This is a genomic window from Dyella kyungheensis, from assembly GCF_049913195.1.
Lineage (GTDB): Bacteria > Pseudomonadota > Gammaproteobacteria > Xanthomonadales > Rhodanobacteraceae > Dyella > Dyella kyungheensis.
The window spans coordinates 4,539,827-4,555,198 of the sequence record NZ_CP183983.1; the positions used below are offsets into that span (position 1 = coordinate 4,539,827).

Here is a 15,372-nt window from a genome sequence, read left to right on the forward strand (position 1 = left end):
TCCCAAAGGGGAGGCGCTTGCGTCGAGGGGCTTTCAAGCTGCGGTAGCCTCTCCATCCCAAGGAACCCGCATGTTTCGTCATACACGTTCTCTGGTCGCGCTGGCGACGCTGTGCGTGATCGGCGCAACCTACGCCTCCAAGGGACCGACGCCACCTGGACCGCATGAGAGCGAAAGGACGGAAGCGGGTGCTTTGGCCGCCGATGATCATTGGCTGCGTGCCGAAGTGGACGGCGACACGGCCTTCCTTGAGCGGATGCTGCTGCCGGGCTATCGCTCGATCGGCGCCACCGGCGTGTCGCATTCGCGCGAACAGATCATCGCCGGCGCGGTCAAGAACAAAGACTCCGATGCCATGAAGGAGAAGGTGGCCGCATGGCGGAGGGACGACCCGACCGAGATCGCCGTGCTGCTGCACGGTGACATCGCCGTCGTCTCGTTCTACAACCCCGCGCTGGGGCCGGACAAGGGCGTGCGCTCCTCCGACATCCTGGTCTACGAGGACGGCGGCTGGCATGCGGTCTACTCGCAGCACGCCGCCGCGAAAAGCCAGTAAGCGCCTGCGGCAGGCGATGCTCCCTCACCCGTCGCAGGCAGGGCCGTGGCATCCGCGTTCGGCGGATGCCACGATCGCTCAGGGTTGGTGACTGGCTCCCAGTCGCTCCGCGCGATCGCCACCGAAACTGGTTCCCCAATACTGGTGGTCGAAGAGTATTGCCGTGGACGCCGCGCCAAAGGTCGGCGTGGCTTTGGCAGAGATCTGCTCGATCACTTTTCTGGCATGGACGTCGAACAACACCACGTTCGAATCCATCGGACAGACCGGGCCCAGGCCGCACCCCATGATGACGTCCGGTTTGCCCATCTGCCCCGCGATCAACAGCTTTCCATCGGGCAGGAAGTGCGCGTTGTCGGGGTGGATGCCGGCCAGCTTGATCGTGCTCGCCGCAGCGCCGGGGCGAAGCGGCACGATGTGCAAGGTGCCATCGCCCCATCCATTGACGTAAAGCGAATTGTCGCCGGCATTCCAGGCGATGCCGTTGTTGCCGGCAAACTGGGTGTTGGGCAGATGATGCCAGCCCTTTTCCGGCGACCACATCGCGACGAACCCGCTCGGTTCGCCCTTGCGGAGCTTCGCCAGATCCTTGTCGTCGCGCTGGCCGAAGCTGGTGACCGCCATGCCGCCGGGCACGAACGCCACCGCGTTAGTCAGCGTGTCGGCCGGAATGACGACGCAGCCGATCCACTGCAGGTGCGCACCGTCATCGCCCAAACGCAGATCGTAGACCTCAATCGATTCGCGACCGCCATGGTTCACCGCGTAAAGCTCGCCATGCGCGGGAGAAAGCCAGTGCACGTCCAGACCATGGGTGACGAGCTTTTTCGGATCCATCGGGCCGGGACAGGCCTTGAAGCGCGCATCGGCGGGTCGCGAATCGTCCGTGACCAGTTCGCTGGCGCGACGTGCCTGCAGGTCGATCAGGTAGAAACCGCTGGTCATCGCGGGATCGGGCTCAAGCCGCGTGGCGATGGCCCACTGCGTGGTTCCCAGGCGAACGGCGTCTTCGGAATTTCCCAGGCCGCAGATCTGCGCGTCCGTGCAAGGCGTCGCCGCACTCGCCCACTGCGTGGCCAGCAAGGCCAACCCGAACGCGATGGATTGGCCCAGGTATCTGGAAGACGATCGCTTCTTGGCGACCGTTCGATGGTTGCACTGCATGGATACTCGTCCTCCGTTGATACGACGTTGATAGCTGCACTCGTGCGGATACGACCGTGGATGCATCGATGTCATCGACACGTGCTGCGTTGATATACAGCCGGCGATGGCGCGAGCCATGTGCCTGAAGTCCCGGACGCTGCCTCCACTTCGCCGAACGCGTGGACGGATGGCGCGATTCCCAACGCTGGCTTTCGAGTGTCACAACGCTCGCGCGGTTTAAGGTGCTTCCTTGCCGGCGGATACTGTTCGCAAGTCAGCGCTCCCGAGCACAAAGACGCAGCGTTTCAACCCGATCGAGGAACAAGCCGATGTCTGCACATGCCCCCTCCCGCCGCCGTGGTCTCGAACTGCTGGAGCAACTGCACGGCGGCCACGCCGGTGCAGCCATGGTCGCGGAAATGCAGCATGTCTGCCCTGCCTTCGCCGACATGACCATCGACTGGGCGCTTGGCTCGGTCATGGATCGGCCGGGCCTCGACCTGCTTACGCGCGAACTGATCCTGGTCGCTTCCTGCGTGACGATGGGACACGCGATGCCGCAACTGCGCGCGCACACCGAAGCCGCACTCAACGTCGGCGCCAGCAAGGAACAGCTGGTCGAGACCGTGCTGCAACTGGTTTTCTATGCAGGCGGGCCGGCAGTCAGGAACGCCTTGGTGGTGCTCGATGAAGTCCTTCAGGCGCATCGGGGGACCGCTTCCGAAGGTCTCTGATGCCTGGCATGGCGTGATGCGCAGCCAGGCGATGGCTGCGCATCACGCCAGCAACTCAGATCGCTACATCGCTACCATTTCGCGCTGGGGAAACTGGAAGAAGCCCACATGCTCCATCAGCTCGCCAGCCAGACCGTGCAGGTTCTGGCTGGCCGCTGCCATCTCTTCCACCATGGCAGCGTTCTGCTGCGTCATCAGGTCGAGTTGCGATACGGCCATGTTGACCTGATCGATACCGCGCACCTGCTCATTGCCGGCCAACGCGAGTGCGTTCATGGTGTGCACGATTTCGCGCATGCCGTAGTGAATCTGCTGAAGCGCATCGTTGGATGAAACCACCAGCGTCAAGCCATTGCTGACGCGCTCCGAACTCTCGCGTATCAGTTGACGGATGTCGCGCGCCGCCGATGCCGAACGCATGGCCAAGGCGCGCACTTCGGAGGCGACCACCGCGAAGCCCCTGCCCTGTTCGCCGGCTCGTGCCGCCTCCACCGCGGCATTGAGCGCCAGCAGGTTGGTCTGGAACGCCACCTCATCCACCAGGCTGACGATCTCCTCGATGCGCCGGCTCGACGCGTGGATGTCGTCCATCGCGGAGGCCGTTTGCGCCACCACCTTCTGCCCGCCGTCCGCTTGTTCCAGCGCTTGCACTACGAGGCCTGAAACGTGACCGGTGTTATCGGCATTGGCGCGGACGTTGCCCGTGAGGCCCTGCATGGAGCTGGCGGTTTCTTCCAGGCTCGAGGCCTGTTCCTGGGTGCGCTGCGACAGATCGTCGTTGCCGGCAGCAATCTGCCGCGAGGCGGAGACGATCGAAGCCGCGCTGGCGCGAACGCGCCCGACGATGGCACTCAATTGTCCATCCATGCGACTCAGCGCCAACAAGAGCCTGCCGACTTCGTCACCGCGACTGGTATCGATATCATTTCCGAGCCGACCAGAAGCGATCGCGTCTGCAACGAGTGCCGCCCGTTGGATTGGCGTGGCAATCGCCCGCAACAAGACGATCAGCAGGGCCAGCATGAGCGTCAGGCCCACGGCGAGTGCAGCGAGCGTTCCCCAGCGGGTGAACTCGAACGACTTTTCCGAACTCTGGTACGACTCTTTCGCCTGCTGCTCGTTCTCGTCATACAGGACATCGATGGCCTGATCCATGCGCGCGGCCGTACGTTGATAGGCCTCGCCAAGTACCTGTGCCATGTCGTCGAAATCCTTTGTGCCGGCCAACGTCAATGCACGTTCGTTCGCCGCACTCACCTCCTTCAGGTCCGCCACGAACGCATCGGCCGCCTGGCGTTCGCGTTCACTGGAGATCATCGGGTAATAGTGCTGCCATGCCTTCTGCTCGGCAGTCGTTCGCTCGTGCATTTCCTTCGCCGCAATCGACAGACGATCCGCGTTCTTCTCGATCAGGACACGGGCGAGCGCGATCTGGTTGGCATCCACCGACTGGCGCACCTTGGCGATGTCGAGGATCGGTTGCACGTCCGTCAAGTAGATATCCGAGGTGTTGGCGTTGCTCTGGCTCTCGCCGTGCACACCGAGATAGCCCACGCCAAGCATGATCAACGCGCTCAGTCCAAGACCGAGCATGAGTTTGAGTCGAATACTTAGATCCCTATTCTTTTTCTTCATGGTGACTACTCCGAACGTGAGTGGAAGTGACAACGCCGTGACAGGCACAACGTTTCGGCCCAACTGTTCGGCAGCGAGGGAAAAGGCTTGAACGCAAAACCATGCGAACGCCGCATGTATCTGCGCATGCGGGATGCTCGTGGACTTCTAGGCGTCTCAACGCATCGCTAAATGTGCCCTGGCGCGGTTTCGCTTGCGTGAAATTGTCGTCTATCGCTTATGGCCTAGACGGCCGGATGCACGCGCGAAACCAGCGCGCAGCTGTCGGTGTGGATGCGTGGATGGCGCGTGCGAGATCGAACATCGCCGCTGAAAAGAAGGGATTCGCGCAGCAGGGGCGCGGAGGGCAAGGCCGCCATCAATCACGTGCTTCTTGCCACTTCCAGAGTATAGCGGCACGGGGGGCTTGCCGTAAGCCCGGGGGCGTGTCGCAGCATCGCCCGCCGATGCACCATCGGTGCGGGCGGGAGAGCGAGATGCAGAAGCTGTTGTCGGTGTGCGATATCCCTAGACGCACCACGCTGAGCACGAATCACGCGGCGAAGGCGCCGAGCCGCCAGGCAGCGACGCGCGCGAAGGTGGCTTCGCCATGACGACGCATGCGGTGATCATCGTGGGAGCCGGCCCCGTGGGGCTGATGCTGGCGAGCGAGCTTGCGCTGCTGGATATCGACGTGGCGATCATCGAGCGGCGCGCCAGCCAGGACCTGCAAGGGTCGCGTGCCGGCGGCCTGCACGCGCGCACGATCGAGGTGCTCGATCAGCGTGGCATCGCCGATCGATTCCTGGCACGCGGACAGCGGCACCCCGCCGTGCACTTCCATGTTCCTCTGGACATCAGCGACCTGCCCTCCCGGCACAACTACGTGCTCGCGCTGTGGCAGAACGAGTTCGAGCGCATTCTCGCGGAAAGAGTGGACGAACTCGCGGTGCCGATCTATCGCGGCATCGAAGCACGCGATCTTTCGCAACACGACGATGGCGTCGAGGTCACCTTGTCCGATGGCCGCACGCTGCGGTCGGAGTATCTCGTCGGCTGCGATGGAGGTCGCAGTTGTACGCGCAAGGCGGCAGGCATCGCATTTCCAGGATGGGAGCCGACCACCAGCTGGCTGATCGCCGAAGCGGCGATGACCGAGGAACCCGCATGGGGAATCCGTCATGACGCGGCGGGCACCCATGGGATTGGACAACTGGATGACGGAAAGCGGGCACGTGTCGTGTTGACGGAGCGACACCTGGAAACCGCCGCCCAGCCAACCTTGCGCGAGGTAAGCGAGGCGCTGATGTCGATCTACGGCACGGACTACGGCATCCACGACGCTACCTGGCTCTCCCGATTCAACGACATGACGCGACAGGCTGAAACGTATCGCGATCGGCGCGTCCTGTTGGCTGGCGATGCCGCCCACATCCATCCACCGATGGGCGGACAGGGACTCAACATCGGCGTACAGGACGCCGTGAACCTGGGCTGGAAGTTGGCGCAGGTGATCAAACGCATCTCATCCGACGGCCTGCTGGACACCTATCACGCCGAGCGCCATCCCGTCGCTGCGCGCGTGTTGCAGAACACCCTGGCGCAGATGGCGCTACGCCGCCCGGACGATCGCTCGAAGGCACTGGGCAACATCACCGCCGAACTGCTTCGCATGGATGAGCCGCGCAGATATTTGGCCGCGATGATGAGTGGACTGGACGTCCATTACGATCTCGGCGAAGGGCATCCCTTGCTGGGACGCCGCATGCCCGACATCGACCTGATAACCGCCAACGGTCCGCAGCGCTTGTTCACCTTGCTGCATCGCGCACGGCCCTTGCTGCTCAACCTCGATGAAGCCGGCTGCCTGGACGGATGGAAAAATCGTGTCCGCGTGGTGGAGGCCCAATGTGCGGATACGATCGAAGTTCCTGCACTAGGGACGGTTGATGCACCGGCCGCCGTATTGGTCAGGCCCGATGGCTACGTGGCCTGGGTCGGGGATCACGCGCAACAGGGGCTGGCCGATGCCCTGACGAGCTGGGTCGGCGAGTCGATACCGTCGATCTGATATACGGCCCGGTCGAAAACAGGCTCAGTCGACCACGAACAGCTTCGCCCCCACCGGAGTCGAAGAGCGATGGGCCGCGTCGCCGAAGTCGGAGACTTGGTAGCTCATGCCTGGCGTGAGCACGAAGCTGCGCCCGTCTTTCAATTCCGTGTGAAGCTCGCCTTCCAACACGTAGAGCACGTGACCGCGGTCGCACCAGTGATCGGCCGTGTAGCCGGGGCTGTACTCGACGATTCGCACGCGCAACTCGCCCGTGCCGAAGGTTCGCCAAAGCGCCTCACCGGATTCACCGGGATGGCGGGTAACGGGAACCTGATTCCAATCGGTGATGGTGAACGGCAACGCTGGCAACTTCATCGAAAGCTCCGGGGCATGGAGAAAGCATGCGGGGACTTTCGCACTCGTGTTCGCCGTTGGCACGGGGCGAAAGTCACACGCACGGCAGTCCATCAAAGTGTCGGCATCGGCGATACCGATAATGCCGATCGGAAATTCCCGTTTCCTCCGGCAGGCGTCACTGGTCTACAACGGGGATCCCTTTCAAGGAGACCGGTGATGCCAGAGATCGAACGCAACGAGCATGTACTTATCGTGGGTGGAAGTTCAGGCATGGGCCTGTCGCTGGCGGCATCCCTGCTGGCCGAAGGCGCCAGGGTCACCATTGCAGGACGCGATGCCGCGCGACTGCAAGACGCTCGCGCGAGCCTGCCCGAGGCCTCGTTGCTTAACACCGAGATGGCCGACATTACCAAGGAAGACGACGTCATCCGCTTGTTCGATCGGCTTGGGCCGGTGGATCACATCGTCAGCACGGCGGCCAGCTTGGAGGGGGTGTATCGCCTGTTGCCCGAGTTGGAGTTGCCGGCGGTTCGTCGCGCGGTGGATTCCAAACTGATCGGCCCCTTGCTGCTGGCGAAACATGGTGCGCCATCGCTATCGGAAAAGGGTTCCATCACGTTCACTTCCGGCATCGCTGCGTATCGCCCCGCTGCACGCGGTTCCGTGGTGGCAGCCGTCAACGGAGCGCTGGCATCACTGGCTTACGCGCTGGCCATCGAACTGGCGCCCATTCGCGTCAATGTGGTGTCGCCAGGCTGGGTCGATTCACCCATCTGGGCCACGGTAGCGGGCGACCAGAAGGAAACCATGCTGGAGGCGATGGCGGAGCGGCTCCCGGTGGGGCGTGTCGGCCAGCCGGCCGATATCGCGCACGCCATCGGTTTTCTCATGCGCAACGGGTTCACCACCGGCTCGGTGCTACACGTCGACGGCGGCCACCGGCTCGTGTGAGAGCTGGCGGTCCGTCAACACAGCCAGCAAGATCCGCAGCGCCGGCGGTTGAACCGCTTGTTGGCGCCACACCAGATGAATCGCGGCGCTGCGTTTCTTGCCATGCCACGGGCGCACGATGATGTGCCGGTTTCGAAGCGGCGCGGCCAGTCGAGGCATCAGGGCGCAGCCACCGCCCCGCGCCACCATGGCACCCAAGGTGGCCACGCTTTCGAACTCGCCGATGATGTTCGGCGCTTCGCCGAGGTCCGCCATCGCCTGATCGAAGATGCGACGGTAAACACATCCCTTCGGCGTTACAAAGAACGGTTCGCCCGCCAGATCGTTCGGCGCGACCGCCTTCTGCTGCTTCCATCGATGTTGCGCAGGCGCAATGACAACGAGATCGGCCGTGTCCGCGATTGCACTGGACAAAGCGACCTCAGGCTCAGCATCCCATACCAGGCACGCATCGAGTTCGCCGCGCCGCACACGGGCAAGCAAGTCGCCGGTGCCGCCGACCTCGACCCGCAACGGCAGGCCCGGTCGCTCCTTCATCAGGCGCTCAAGCGGTCCTGACAACCAGCGGGCGCTCAATGTCTCCAATGCGCCCAGCGCAAGCGGGCTGCCTGCTGTCGCCGCATCGGCAACGGCAACGCGCGCCTCGCGTCCCAACGCCAGCAAACGCTCGGCGTACTGCAACAGGCGATGTCCCGCTTCCGTCAACCGCAGTTTGCGGCCCGACCGATCAAACAGGATCGCACCGAGGTCCGCTTCGAGTGACTGGATCTGCTCCGTGACGCTGGATTGAGCCAGGTGGACCTGCTCGGCAGCGCGCGTGAAGTTCAGTGTGGACGCGACGGCAACGAAGGTCCGCAGATATCGAAGCTGCATGGCAGGATCATCTCTTACGTTGCTGGCGGCCCCGGTCGAGCCATCGGGTCGATGATCATAGCGTAGCGAGTTACGTGCTCAAGACTCGCCTTCGGCCTGGTCGATGATCTTCCGAACCTTCAAGGCAAGTGCTCCCAGGTTGAAGGGCTTGGTAATCACTTCCATGCCCGGCGCGAGGAACTCGCTTCCCACCACGGCATTCTCGGCGTAGCCCGTCATGAAGAGCACGCTGAGCCGGGGATGCACGACCCGGACGGCATCGGCCAACTGGCGGCCATTCATGCCCCCTGGAAGTCCCACGTCGGTAAGGAGGAGATCGATCTTTCGTCCCGATTCGACCATCCTCAATCCCTCAGCGCCATTGGCCGCCGCCAGCACCGCGAAGCCCTGCTCCGTGAGCAGCTCGACAACGATCTGACGCACCACCTCTTCGTCTTCCACCACCAGGATGCACTCGCCCAGCTTGCATGACTCGCGGGGATTCAGGCGTGCCGCCGCAGGCTCCGTCGCCGAGGTTCCGAGGTGCCGTGGGAGATACATCGAGAAAGTGGTTCCGCGACCGACTTCGGAATGCACTCGAACCTGCCCTCCCGACTGGCGCAGGAAACCGTAGACCATCGACAGCCCAAGACCCGTACCCTGACCGATAGGCTTGGTCGTGAAGAAAGGATCGAAGATCCGCGCGATCGTCTCCGGCGACATGCCGCAGCCCGAATCCGTCACGCCGATCAGGATGTATTCGCCGGGCTGCAACTCCCAGCGGGCCGACGAGCTGTCGTCCAGTGTTTCGTTGGCCGTTTCGATGGTCAGCGAGCCGCCTGCGGGAGCCATGGCGTCACGTGCATTGATGCAGAGATTCAGCAGGACGTTCTCCAACTGGGAGACATCGACCCGGGTCAACCAGAGGCATTCCGCACGAACCATTTCAACGTTGACGGCCGGGCCGACCGTTCGCTTGATCAAGTCCTCGAGGCTGCCGATCAGTCGATTGACGTCGGTCAACTTGGGATCAAGCGTTTGGCGACGCGAGAACGCCAGCAGTCTTTGCGTCAGCGAGGTGGCGCGCTGAACCGAGTCCTTGGCCATGCCGATGAACAGATCCACATCGTCCAGCTTACCGCGCGCCAGGTTCATCTCGACCACTTCCAGGCTCCCATTGATGGCGGTCAGGAGATTGTTGAAGTCGTGAGCGATGCCGCCGGTAAGCTGACCGATGGCTTCCATCTTCTGCGATTGGCGCAAGCGCTCCTCGATCTCCATCAAGGCAGCAGTACGCTCGTTGACGCGCCGCTCCAGCGTCTCGTTGGCTGCGCGCAGACGCAGCTCGCTTTCCTGGAGGTTCGATGCGGCACGCGCACGCTCCACGGCGGTACGTGTGCGCCGCGCGACCTCACGCATGAATGCCGTCTCGGCGTCCGTCCACTCGCGACGCTCTGCATGATTGACGTAAAGCACGGCAACCAGAACGCCCTTCTCGACCACCGGCACATTGAGAAACGAGCGAGCATCCCTTCCTTCGAGCGCGGCGGAGACCGCACTCGTTCGATGATCCTCGCGAACATCATTGATGTTGATGAACTCGTTCTGCTTGAGGCTATCGATGAACGAGCCATACTCACGCAGCGGCGTCACGCCCGCCAAGGTCTCCACGCCAGGAGCGGTCCAATCCCTGTCGACATGCAGCGTCTCGGCCACCGGATCGATCGTCCCGTAGCCCACGCGACTTACCTTCAAGGTTTCTCCCAGTATCCGGCACGCCGTAAAACTGAAATCCTCGGACTGGCCCAGCGCCTGGAACTCGTCGCTAAGGCGGAGCAACGCCATATGCAGCGCCTGCGCCAACACCCGCTCGGTAACATCGTGCCCCTCGACAAGGATCCCCGTCACGCTGCCATCGGCCTGGCGCAGGGGTTGATAGTCGAAGTCCAGGAACCGCTCGACAGCGGCGCCACCCATTCGTGCCTGCGTTACATATCGGGCGCCGGATGCGGAATAGGCCTCGCCCGTTCCGAAAACCCGATCAAGCAGCGCGACGTATCCCTGGGCGAAAGCTTCGGGAAGTGCGTCGGCCACGGTGCGGCCAAGAACCGGCCTCTGCTGCACCAGACGCAGATAGCTGGCATTGGCATGGACAAAGCGGTGGTCAGGCCCTTCCAGAATCGCCATGAAGCTGGGCGATTGCTCGAACAACATAGCGAGCGACGCTGCACCGTCTCCATGTCCAGGCATCGTCTCAGCGCGGTCTATCGTTGAATCGGCTTTCTCAACCGGCATCGAGATGTCCTGGGCAGCACCTGGCGTGGTTCCAATAGCCGCATCGAGCCGGATGGAACAAGCAGAGGTTATCACTCAGCCTGACCGGTGGCGGCAGCGGATCGAGCTTCGTTTGGCGCGCTTTCCCAGGAGCCATGTGCCAAGTGCGCTTACCGCGATCGGCCCGCGATCACACGAAATTCACCGGCATTCATCGCCTATCGATGGGCGAGAGGCCTCTCGGGCGCGCAACGTTCAATCCCGCGAGCCTGATCCTCGCTGCCCGCCGTTCGCCGGAGAAAACCGATGGACTTTATGCGCATCCTGCAGTCTCTCGAAGAATTCCTGTACGAAGTGATGAGCTGGCTGGTGTTCTATCCGCGGGCGCTCTGGCGGACCCTTCGTCACCCCGTGGCCGTGGCGATCTATACGCAACGGCAATTGCGGCAGGACCGCGACCAGCAGTTCACCGAAATGATCGGACCGCCCTTGATGCTCATTCTCACCGTGCTGGCCGCGCACGTGATCGAACTCAGTTCGCCCTCAGGCATGGCCAGGGTCAACACCGTGCTGGGCAAAGAGCTGTTCGGCACCGAGCAGGGTGTTACTGCAACTCGCAGCACCATCTACTGCTTCTTCGCGCTTTTTGGCGCGTTGGGCATGTTGCGTCAGAAGAAATTGCCCATCACGCGAGAGACGCTTCGCCAGCCCTTTTATATTCATTGCTACCTGTTGGCTCCGTTCGCGCTGGGCCTGTCCATCGGCAGCACCATTCTTCTCAACAGCCACGGCTTCGGTCTCCTGCTCGGCCTCGCGATCGCGTTGCTCAGTTGCGCCTGGTACGGCGGCGCGCAATCCGCCATCTACGCAAGGATTCTGAAGATCTCCCTGCCACGGGCGGCCTTGATCGCCTCCGCTGCCAATGTGGCGGCCACCGTCATCATCGCTGGGGTCGCCTTTCTTCTGGTCGGTGTCGATCGCGGGTAGCGCCGGACTGTGATGTGCGTACGCCGATCGGCCTAATTGCCGGCCGCAAGCAGGCCATGACAGCATTCGTAATGGGGCCGCTTGTCTGACCGAGCGGAAGGGAATCCGGTGCACGCCATTCTGGCCAAGGCACTTGCCGGGTGATGAGCGGCCATTGCCATGCCGCCGCCGGTTGTCAAGCAGCAAACGGACTGCCATGCATAAGGGGAAAATATGCGCTGTAGCGAGTGCGGTGTAACCATCAATCCACCGGCAGTGCTGTGCCCGGGTTGCACCTATCGGGCTTCCCAATTGGCAAGAATGCCGAAATTTTCCTTGGCAACGCCTTCGCCATCGAACACAGCAGCCAGTGCAGTGGTATCGACCAAAGCGAGAAGGGACATCTCCTGGGTCACGGTAACCCTGGTCTGCCTTCCCTTCCTGGTACTCGGCTGCCTGATCGCGTATCGCAAGATCGGGGGGGATCCCGCCAAAATGTTCGGTTACACCATGGGGCCGGTGATATGGGGTGCCGTGGTCGCTGGATTGCTCGGAAGGTTCGCCAAGGCACGATTCCGGTTGACCTTCATGGTGACCTTCCTCGTTATGGAAATACTGCCGCTGCTGAATGCGGTGTCATCGATAAACAATGGGAATGTGACAGCAGCGTCGCCGTCATCGAGTGCGACGGAGGAGAGTGCTGTTCCGCTGCCCGCGCGCATTGATTTCGAGTGGCCGGAGGGTTGGCGCTTGGAGCCCGTTGAGCGAGTGGATGGTGGAGTGGCACAAAGGTCCGTGCTGTTCCAGAACAAGAGGCCTGTGGCAGCAATGCTTGTATCGCTTGGACGCGACGGACCAACTCGAACGCTGTCGGAGGAAGCAAACGTTGCAATGGAATCGGCCACTGAAACGATCGAGAAGGCCGGGGGAACCGTAGCCTGGTCTCCTTCCCGGGAAGATAACGTCGGCAACCTCCCCGCGATCGAACGAGAGGGAACCATAGTTAAAGGCCATGAAAAGGCGAGAGAGCTGGTGATTCTTGTCGACGGTCCAGACCATGCAATGTGCGGACTGGTATATACCGCAAATGTCGAAAACTTCGACGGATACAAGCCGCAATTTGATGATGCCGTGAAGCGCTTCACATGCCGCAATACGAGTGCGGTTGCCTCAGCTGATCATTGAATGGGTTACATCGGAGATATCTGATTCACTGCCGTCATGGCCGCCACTATCTTTCATTCTGCGGCGGAAATTTCTTCCCGCCGCAGAAAGTGAAGGTAGTGATCCATCATGAACAGCAATAGTCACCTACTGATAAAGAAGCAGCCCGGTCGCGGCTGGTTCATTTCCCGCAACGGACAAAAGATCGGCGCAGCGACAAATGTCGTCGATGCGATCGACTTTGCCAACCGATTTTCGGAGCGGGAGTATGCGCTCTATCAGCGAGAGGTCCGCGTCTTGTTTGTAGACGAGAAATCGAAAGAAGAGCCCAAATCGCCAGACTGATGGCACCGCATTGCCCCCAATGCAAGTAGCGGCCGGATATCATCACCAGACCGGCAGCAGGATCAGCAGAGCCCGGTCGTTCGAGCGTACTCGTGCAATTGCTTGTCACCCGTCAGGCCGAGCTTGCGCATGGCATCGCGCTTCTGTTGACTGATGGTCCGCACGGATCGTCCCGTGCGACGAGCTATTTCGGTCACGGTCAGACCCAGGGCGAACATACGCACCACCTCCGCCTCGCGCGCTGAAAGCGTCTTCGCGCCCTCGGCACTGAATTCCATCAGCTGCTTGCGCGTGTGATCGCTCAGATAGATTCGTCCCGCAGTGACCGCGGAAATCGCCAGCATGAGTTCCTTGGTCAGCGACATCTTGTCGATCACGCTTCGAACGCCCCGGGCAAGCATGCCCTGCACCAGCGCGGGGTTGCTGAGCATCGACAGGACAATGATAGGAAGCTTCGGGTGGCTGTCCCGCAACGTCTCCAACAGCATCAGGCCGTCTTCACCCTCCGAGTCGTCGTCCATCGCGAAGTCGGTGATCAGAAGATCGCACTGCACCGACGACAACATGCCGATGAGCTCCCTCCCATTCGCTGCCTCGCCCACGACCTCGAATCGTGCACCCTGGCTTTGGAGGGCGATACGAACACCCATCAATACGATGGGATGATCATCAGCAATGACGATGCGCATATTCATACCCCGATGGCCTTATGAGCTTTGCACGATGCGGCTGGCACGTGCATAAAGTGAAAGATTTGTGATTCTTTGCAGCCACGCACCGATGCCAGTCTAAAGCGAGCTCGGTACTTGCCATGTGAGGCGCATACAGGCTGATCCGCAGGCGATCATGGGAATGTCCTGGCGCCAGTTGCGCTGCTTTCCCCAAAACGAACCTTGCCTACGGTGATCGAAGTGATTGCTGGATCATTGGCCGCTCGACCGACGCCGCCGATTGGGGCAGCTCGCGGAGGTAGAGCCGTTGCGCCGCCGCCGTGTCGCGGAGCGCGTATTGCACATAGCCACCGGCGAAGAAAGCCGCCTCGGTGCGCGCGTCGCGGCGCCGCAATGAGTTCTCCGGCGTGGAGGCTTCGATGGCGGCAAAGACTGCCTCAACGCTGCCCTGACCCGCGAAAAGGTTGAGCAACGCCTGTTGCGGAGCGTCGTCTGCACGCAGACCGACCGTATTGCGCGCCAGCTTTTCGCGCAGAGCGGCGGCGTCACCCTGCCAAGTGCGCGCGTCCAGCCACAACTGCCACAACTGAGCGTAACCGGCTTCGGCGGTGTCCGCGCTACCACTCAGCGCCGCAAAGGCCGCGCGGGCATCTTCGAAGCGTCCGAGCAGCGCAAGGTTTACCGCGGAAGGAACGGCAGCAGCACGCCACATTGCCGTTCCGCGCAGAAGGTCGAAGCGTTTGCGGGCCTCCAGATAGCGGCCGGACGCGTCATCGACTAATGCCTGCTCGAAGGACAGGCGAAGATCTCGAGGTGCGAAGCGGCTGGCGTGGTCCAGAAAGGGTTGTGCGGCACCGTCATCGCCAGCGGCGTAGTAGCCATGCGCTTCCTCCACCAGTTGCTCTGCGATCGCAAGGCAGGCGGCCGAGGGCTTTGGCTGCGTCTTGGCGGCGGCTTCGCATCCGGCGGCGTCCTGGGCTATAGGCTTTACGGTCGTGACCGGCGCTTCGGCATCGGCGATGCCCATGAACGCCATCCACGCCACGGCGGTCGCGGCGACCCGTCTGCGCAGGGCCTGTCCGTCCTTGCGGACAACGCGCTGTTTGGGGGCGCCTATGAATTCTAAGCGTGGGACTTGCATCGTCGTCATTCCAGGCATTCAAATCAAAATCGCGAGTCGTCTAGCAATAAGGTTTGCGCACGACTTCCCTGTCCCGAGTCTCTGGATGGACGCGGCCGACCCGCTTCTCCCATCCACCGAGCGGGCCGCAAACAGCCATGGGCCATCGCCTGACCACGTCATGCGCGGCGAATTTCTCGTGGCACTTAGCGCAACGTGATCACAGAGCTTGGCCTCCGGAAGGCTTCTGCGGCGGCCATTACTTACATGGCCGTTAATGTGTCTTTTCGTGCCACACGAAGGAATCGGACAAATCCAAGAGCGAGTAATTTCTTCGGCCACAACGGGTTGTGCCGGGTGAAGTGTCTAGTACTTATCCGATATCGCACCCTCGGATCATCGGTCTAACATCCCTGGCGCGAGGCCATCGCCCGACGCGATGAACCGTTGTCTATCGGCGCGTACCGGCCCCGACTGCTGGATCGATCAGCCAGCTGCTGCACGGGGGTGGGAAGCCCTGGGCTTTGCGACATCTGCCGCACTTTCACACCCGGCTTTCACGTCAATGG

General features: G+C 62.0%; 14 protein-coding genes. 7 read left to right on the forward strand and 7 right to left on the reverse strand.

All coding sequences use genetic code 11. The features are described 5' to 3' along the window. The first annotated feature begins 70 nt into the window (after positions 1-70). Positions 71-556 carry a nuclear transport factor 2 family protein gene (locus ACN9MB_RS20410; RefSeq protein ID WP_426270084.1) on the forward strand — a complete coding sequence of 162 codons (486 nt, stop codon included), beginning with the start codon at positions 71-73 and terminating at the stop codon, positions 554-556. Between the two features lie 78 nt (positions 557-634). On the opposite strand, the gene ACN9MB_RS20415 is transcribed toward ACN9MB_RS20410, so the two are convergent. Continuing rightward, positions 635-1,840, reverse strand: a complete 1,206-nt coding sequence (locus ACN9MB_RS20415; protein WP_426270085.1) for a YncE family protein — start codon at positions 1,838-1,840, stop codon at positions 635-637. A gap of 191 nt (positions 1,841-2,031) precedes the next feature. On the opposite strand from ACN9MB_RS20415, the gene ACN9MB_RS20420 reads away from it, so the two are divergent. After that, a complete protein-coding gene (locus tag ACN9MB_RS20420; RefSeq protein WP_426270086.1) occupies positions 2,032-2,436 on the forward strand; it encodes a carboxymuconolactone decarboxylase family protein in 405 nt (134 codons plus the stop codon). Between the two features lie 63 nt (positions 2,437-2,499). Here the strand turns inward: ACN9MB_RS20420 and ACN9MB_RS20425 are convergent, their stop codons facing one another. Continuing rightward, positions 2,500-4,071, reverse strand: a complete 1,572-nt coding sequence (locus tag ACN9MB_RS20425) for a methyl-accepting chemotaxis protein (RefSeq protein WP_426270087.1) — start codon at positions 4,069-4,071, stop codon at positions 2,500-2,502. Positions 4,072-4,660: 589 nt separating this feature from the next. On the opposite strand from ACN9MB_RS20425, the gene ACN9MB_RS20430 reads away from it, so the two are divergent. Next, positions 4,661-6,121 (forward strand): FAD-dependent monooxygenase, encoded by a 1,461-nt coding sequence (locus ACN9MB_RS20430; protein WP_426270088.1) that lies wholly within the window; start codon positions 4,661-4,663, stop codon positions 6,119-6,121. 24 nt (positions 6,122-6,145) lie between these two features. Here ACN9MB_RS20430 and ACN9MB_RS20435 read toward each other — a convergent pair whose 3' ends face one another. Further along, entirely contained in the window at positions 6,146-6,478 is a 333-nt protein-coding gene (locus tag ACN9MB_RS20435) for a DHCW motif cupin fold protein (protein ID WP_204637540.1), read from the reverse strand. Between the two features lie 198 nt (positions 6,479-6,676). On the opposite strand from ACN9MB_RS20435, the gene ACN9MB_RS20440 reads away from it, so the two are divergent. Next, complete coding sequence (locus tag ACN9MB_RS20440; RefSeq protein WP_426270089.1) at positions 6,677-7,411, forward strand: SDR family oxidoreductase; 735 nt, start codon at positions 6,677-6,679, stop codon at positions 7,409-7,411. Here ACN9MB_RS20440 and ACN9MB_RS20445 read toward each other — a convergent pair. Together ACN9MB_RS20445 and ACN9MB_RS20450 are read right to left on the reverse strand one after the other, a co-directional pair. Further along, entirely contained in the window at positions 7,379-8,284 is a 906-nt protein-coding gene (locus ACN9MB_RS20445) for a LysR family transcriptional regulator (RefSeq protein ID WP_426270090.1), read from the reverse strand. The genes ACN9MB_RS20440 and ACN9MB_RS20445 overlap by 33 nt on opposite strands. Positions 8,285-8,362: 78 nt before the next feature. Further along, the gene (locus tag ACN9MB_RS20450; protein ID WP_426270091.1) at positions 8,363-10,558 is read right to left on the reverse strand and encodes an ATP-binding protein; all 2,196 of its coding nucleotides are present in this window, start codon (positions 10,556-10,558) and stop codon (positions 8,363-8,365) included. Positions 10,559-10,852: 294 nt separating this feature from the next. On the opposite strand from ACN9MB_RS20450, the gene ACN9MB_RS20455 reads away from it, so the two are divergent. The 3 genes from ACN9MB_RS20455 to ACN9MB_RS20465 all read left to right on the forward strand — a co-directional run bounded on the left by ACN9MB_RS20455 (position 10,853) and on the right by ACN9MB_RS20465 (position 13,012). Next, positions 10,853-11,524, forward strand: a complete 672-nt coding sequence (locus ACN9MB_RS20455) for a hypothetical protein (protein WP_426270092.1) — start codon at positions 10,853-10,855, stop codon at positions 11,522-11,524. Between the two features lie 315 nt (positions 11,525-11,839). After that, positions 11,840-12,688: a hypothetical protein gene (locus ACN9MB_RS20460; protein WP_426270093.1), complete on the forward strand. Its 849-nt coding sequence runs from the start codon at positions 11,840-11,842 to the stop codon at positions 12,686-12,688. Between the two features lie 108 nt (positions 12,689-12,796). Further along, a complete protein-coding gene (locus tag ACN9MB_RS20465; RefSeq protein ID WP_426270094.1) occupies positions 12,797-13,012 on the forward strand; it encodes a hypothetical protein in 216 nt (71 codons plus the stop codon). Between the two features lie 62 nt (positions 13,013-13,074). Here the strand turns inward: ACN9MB_RS20465 and ACN9MB_RS20470 are convergent, their stop codons facing one another. Then, entirely contained in the window at positions 13,075-13,707 is a 633-nt protein-coding gene (locus ACN9MB_RS20470) for a response regulator (protein ID WP_426270095.1), read from the reverse strand. Positions 13,708-13,909: 202 nt separating this feature from the next. Next, positions 13,910-14,710, reverse strand: coding sequence for a hypothetical protein (locus ACN9MB_RS20475; protein ID WP_426270096.1), 801 nt, complete (start codon positions 14,708-14,710; stop codon positions 13,910-13,912). Positions 14,711-15,372 lie beyond the last annotated feature (662 nt).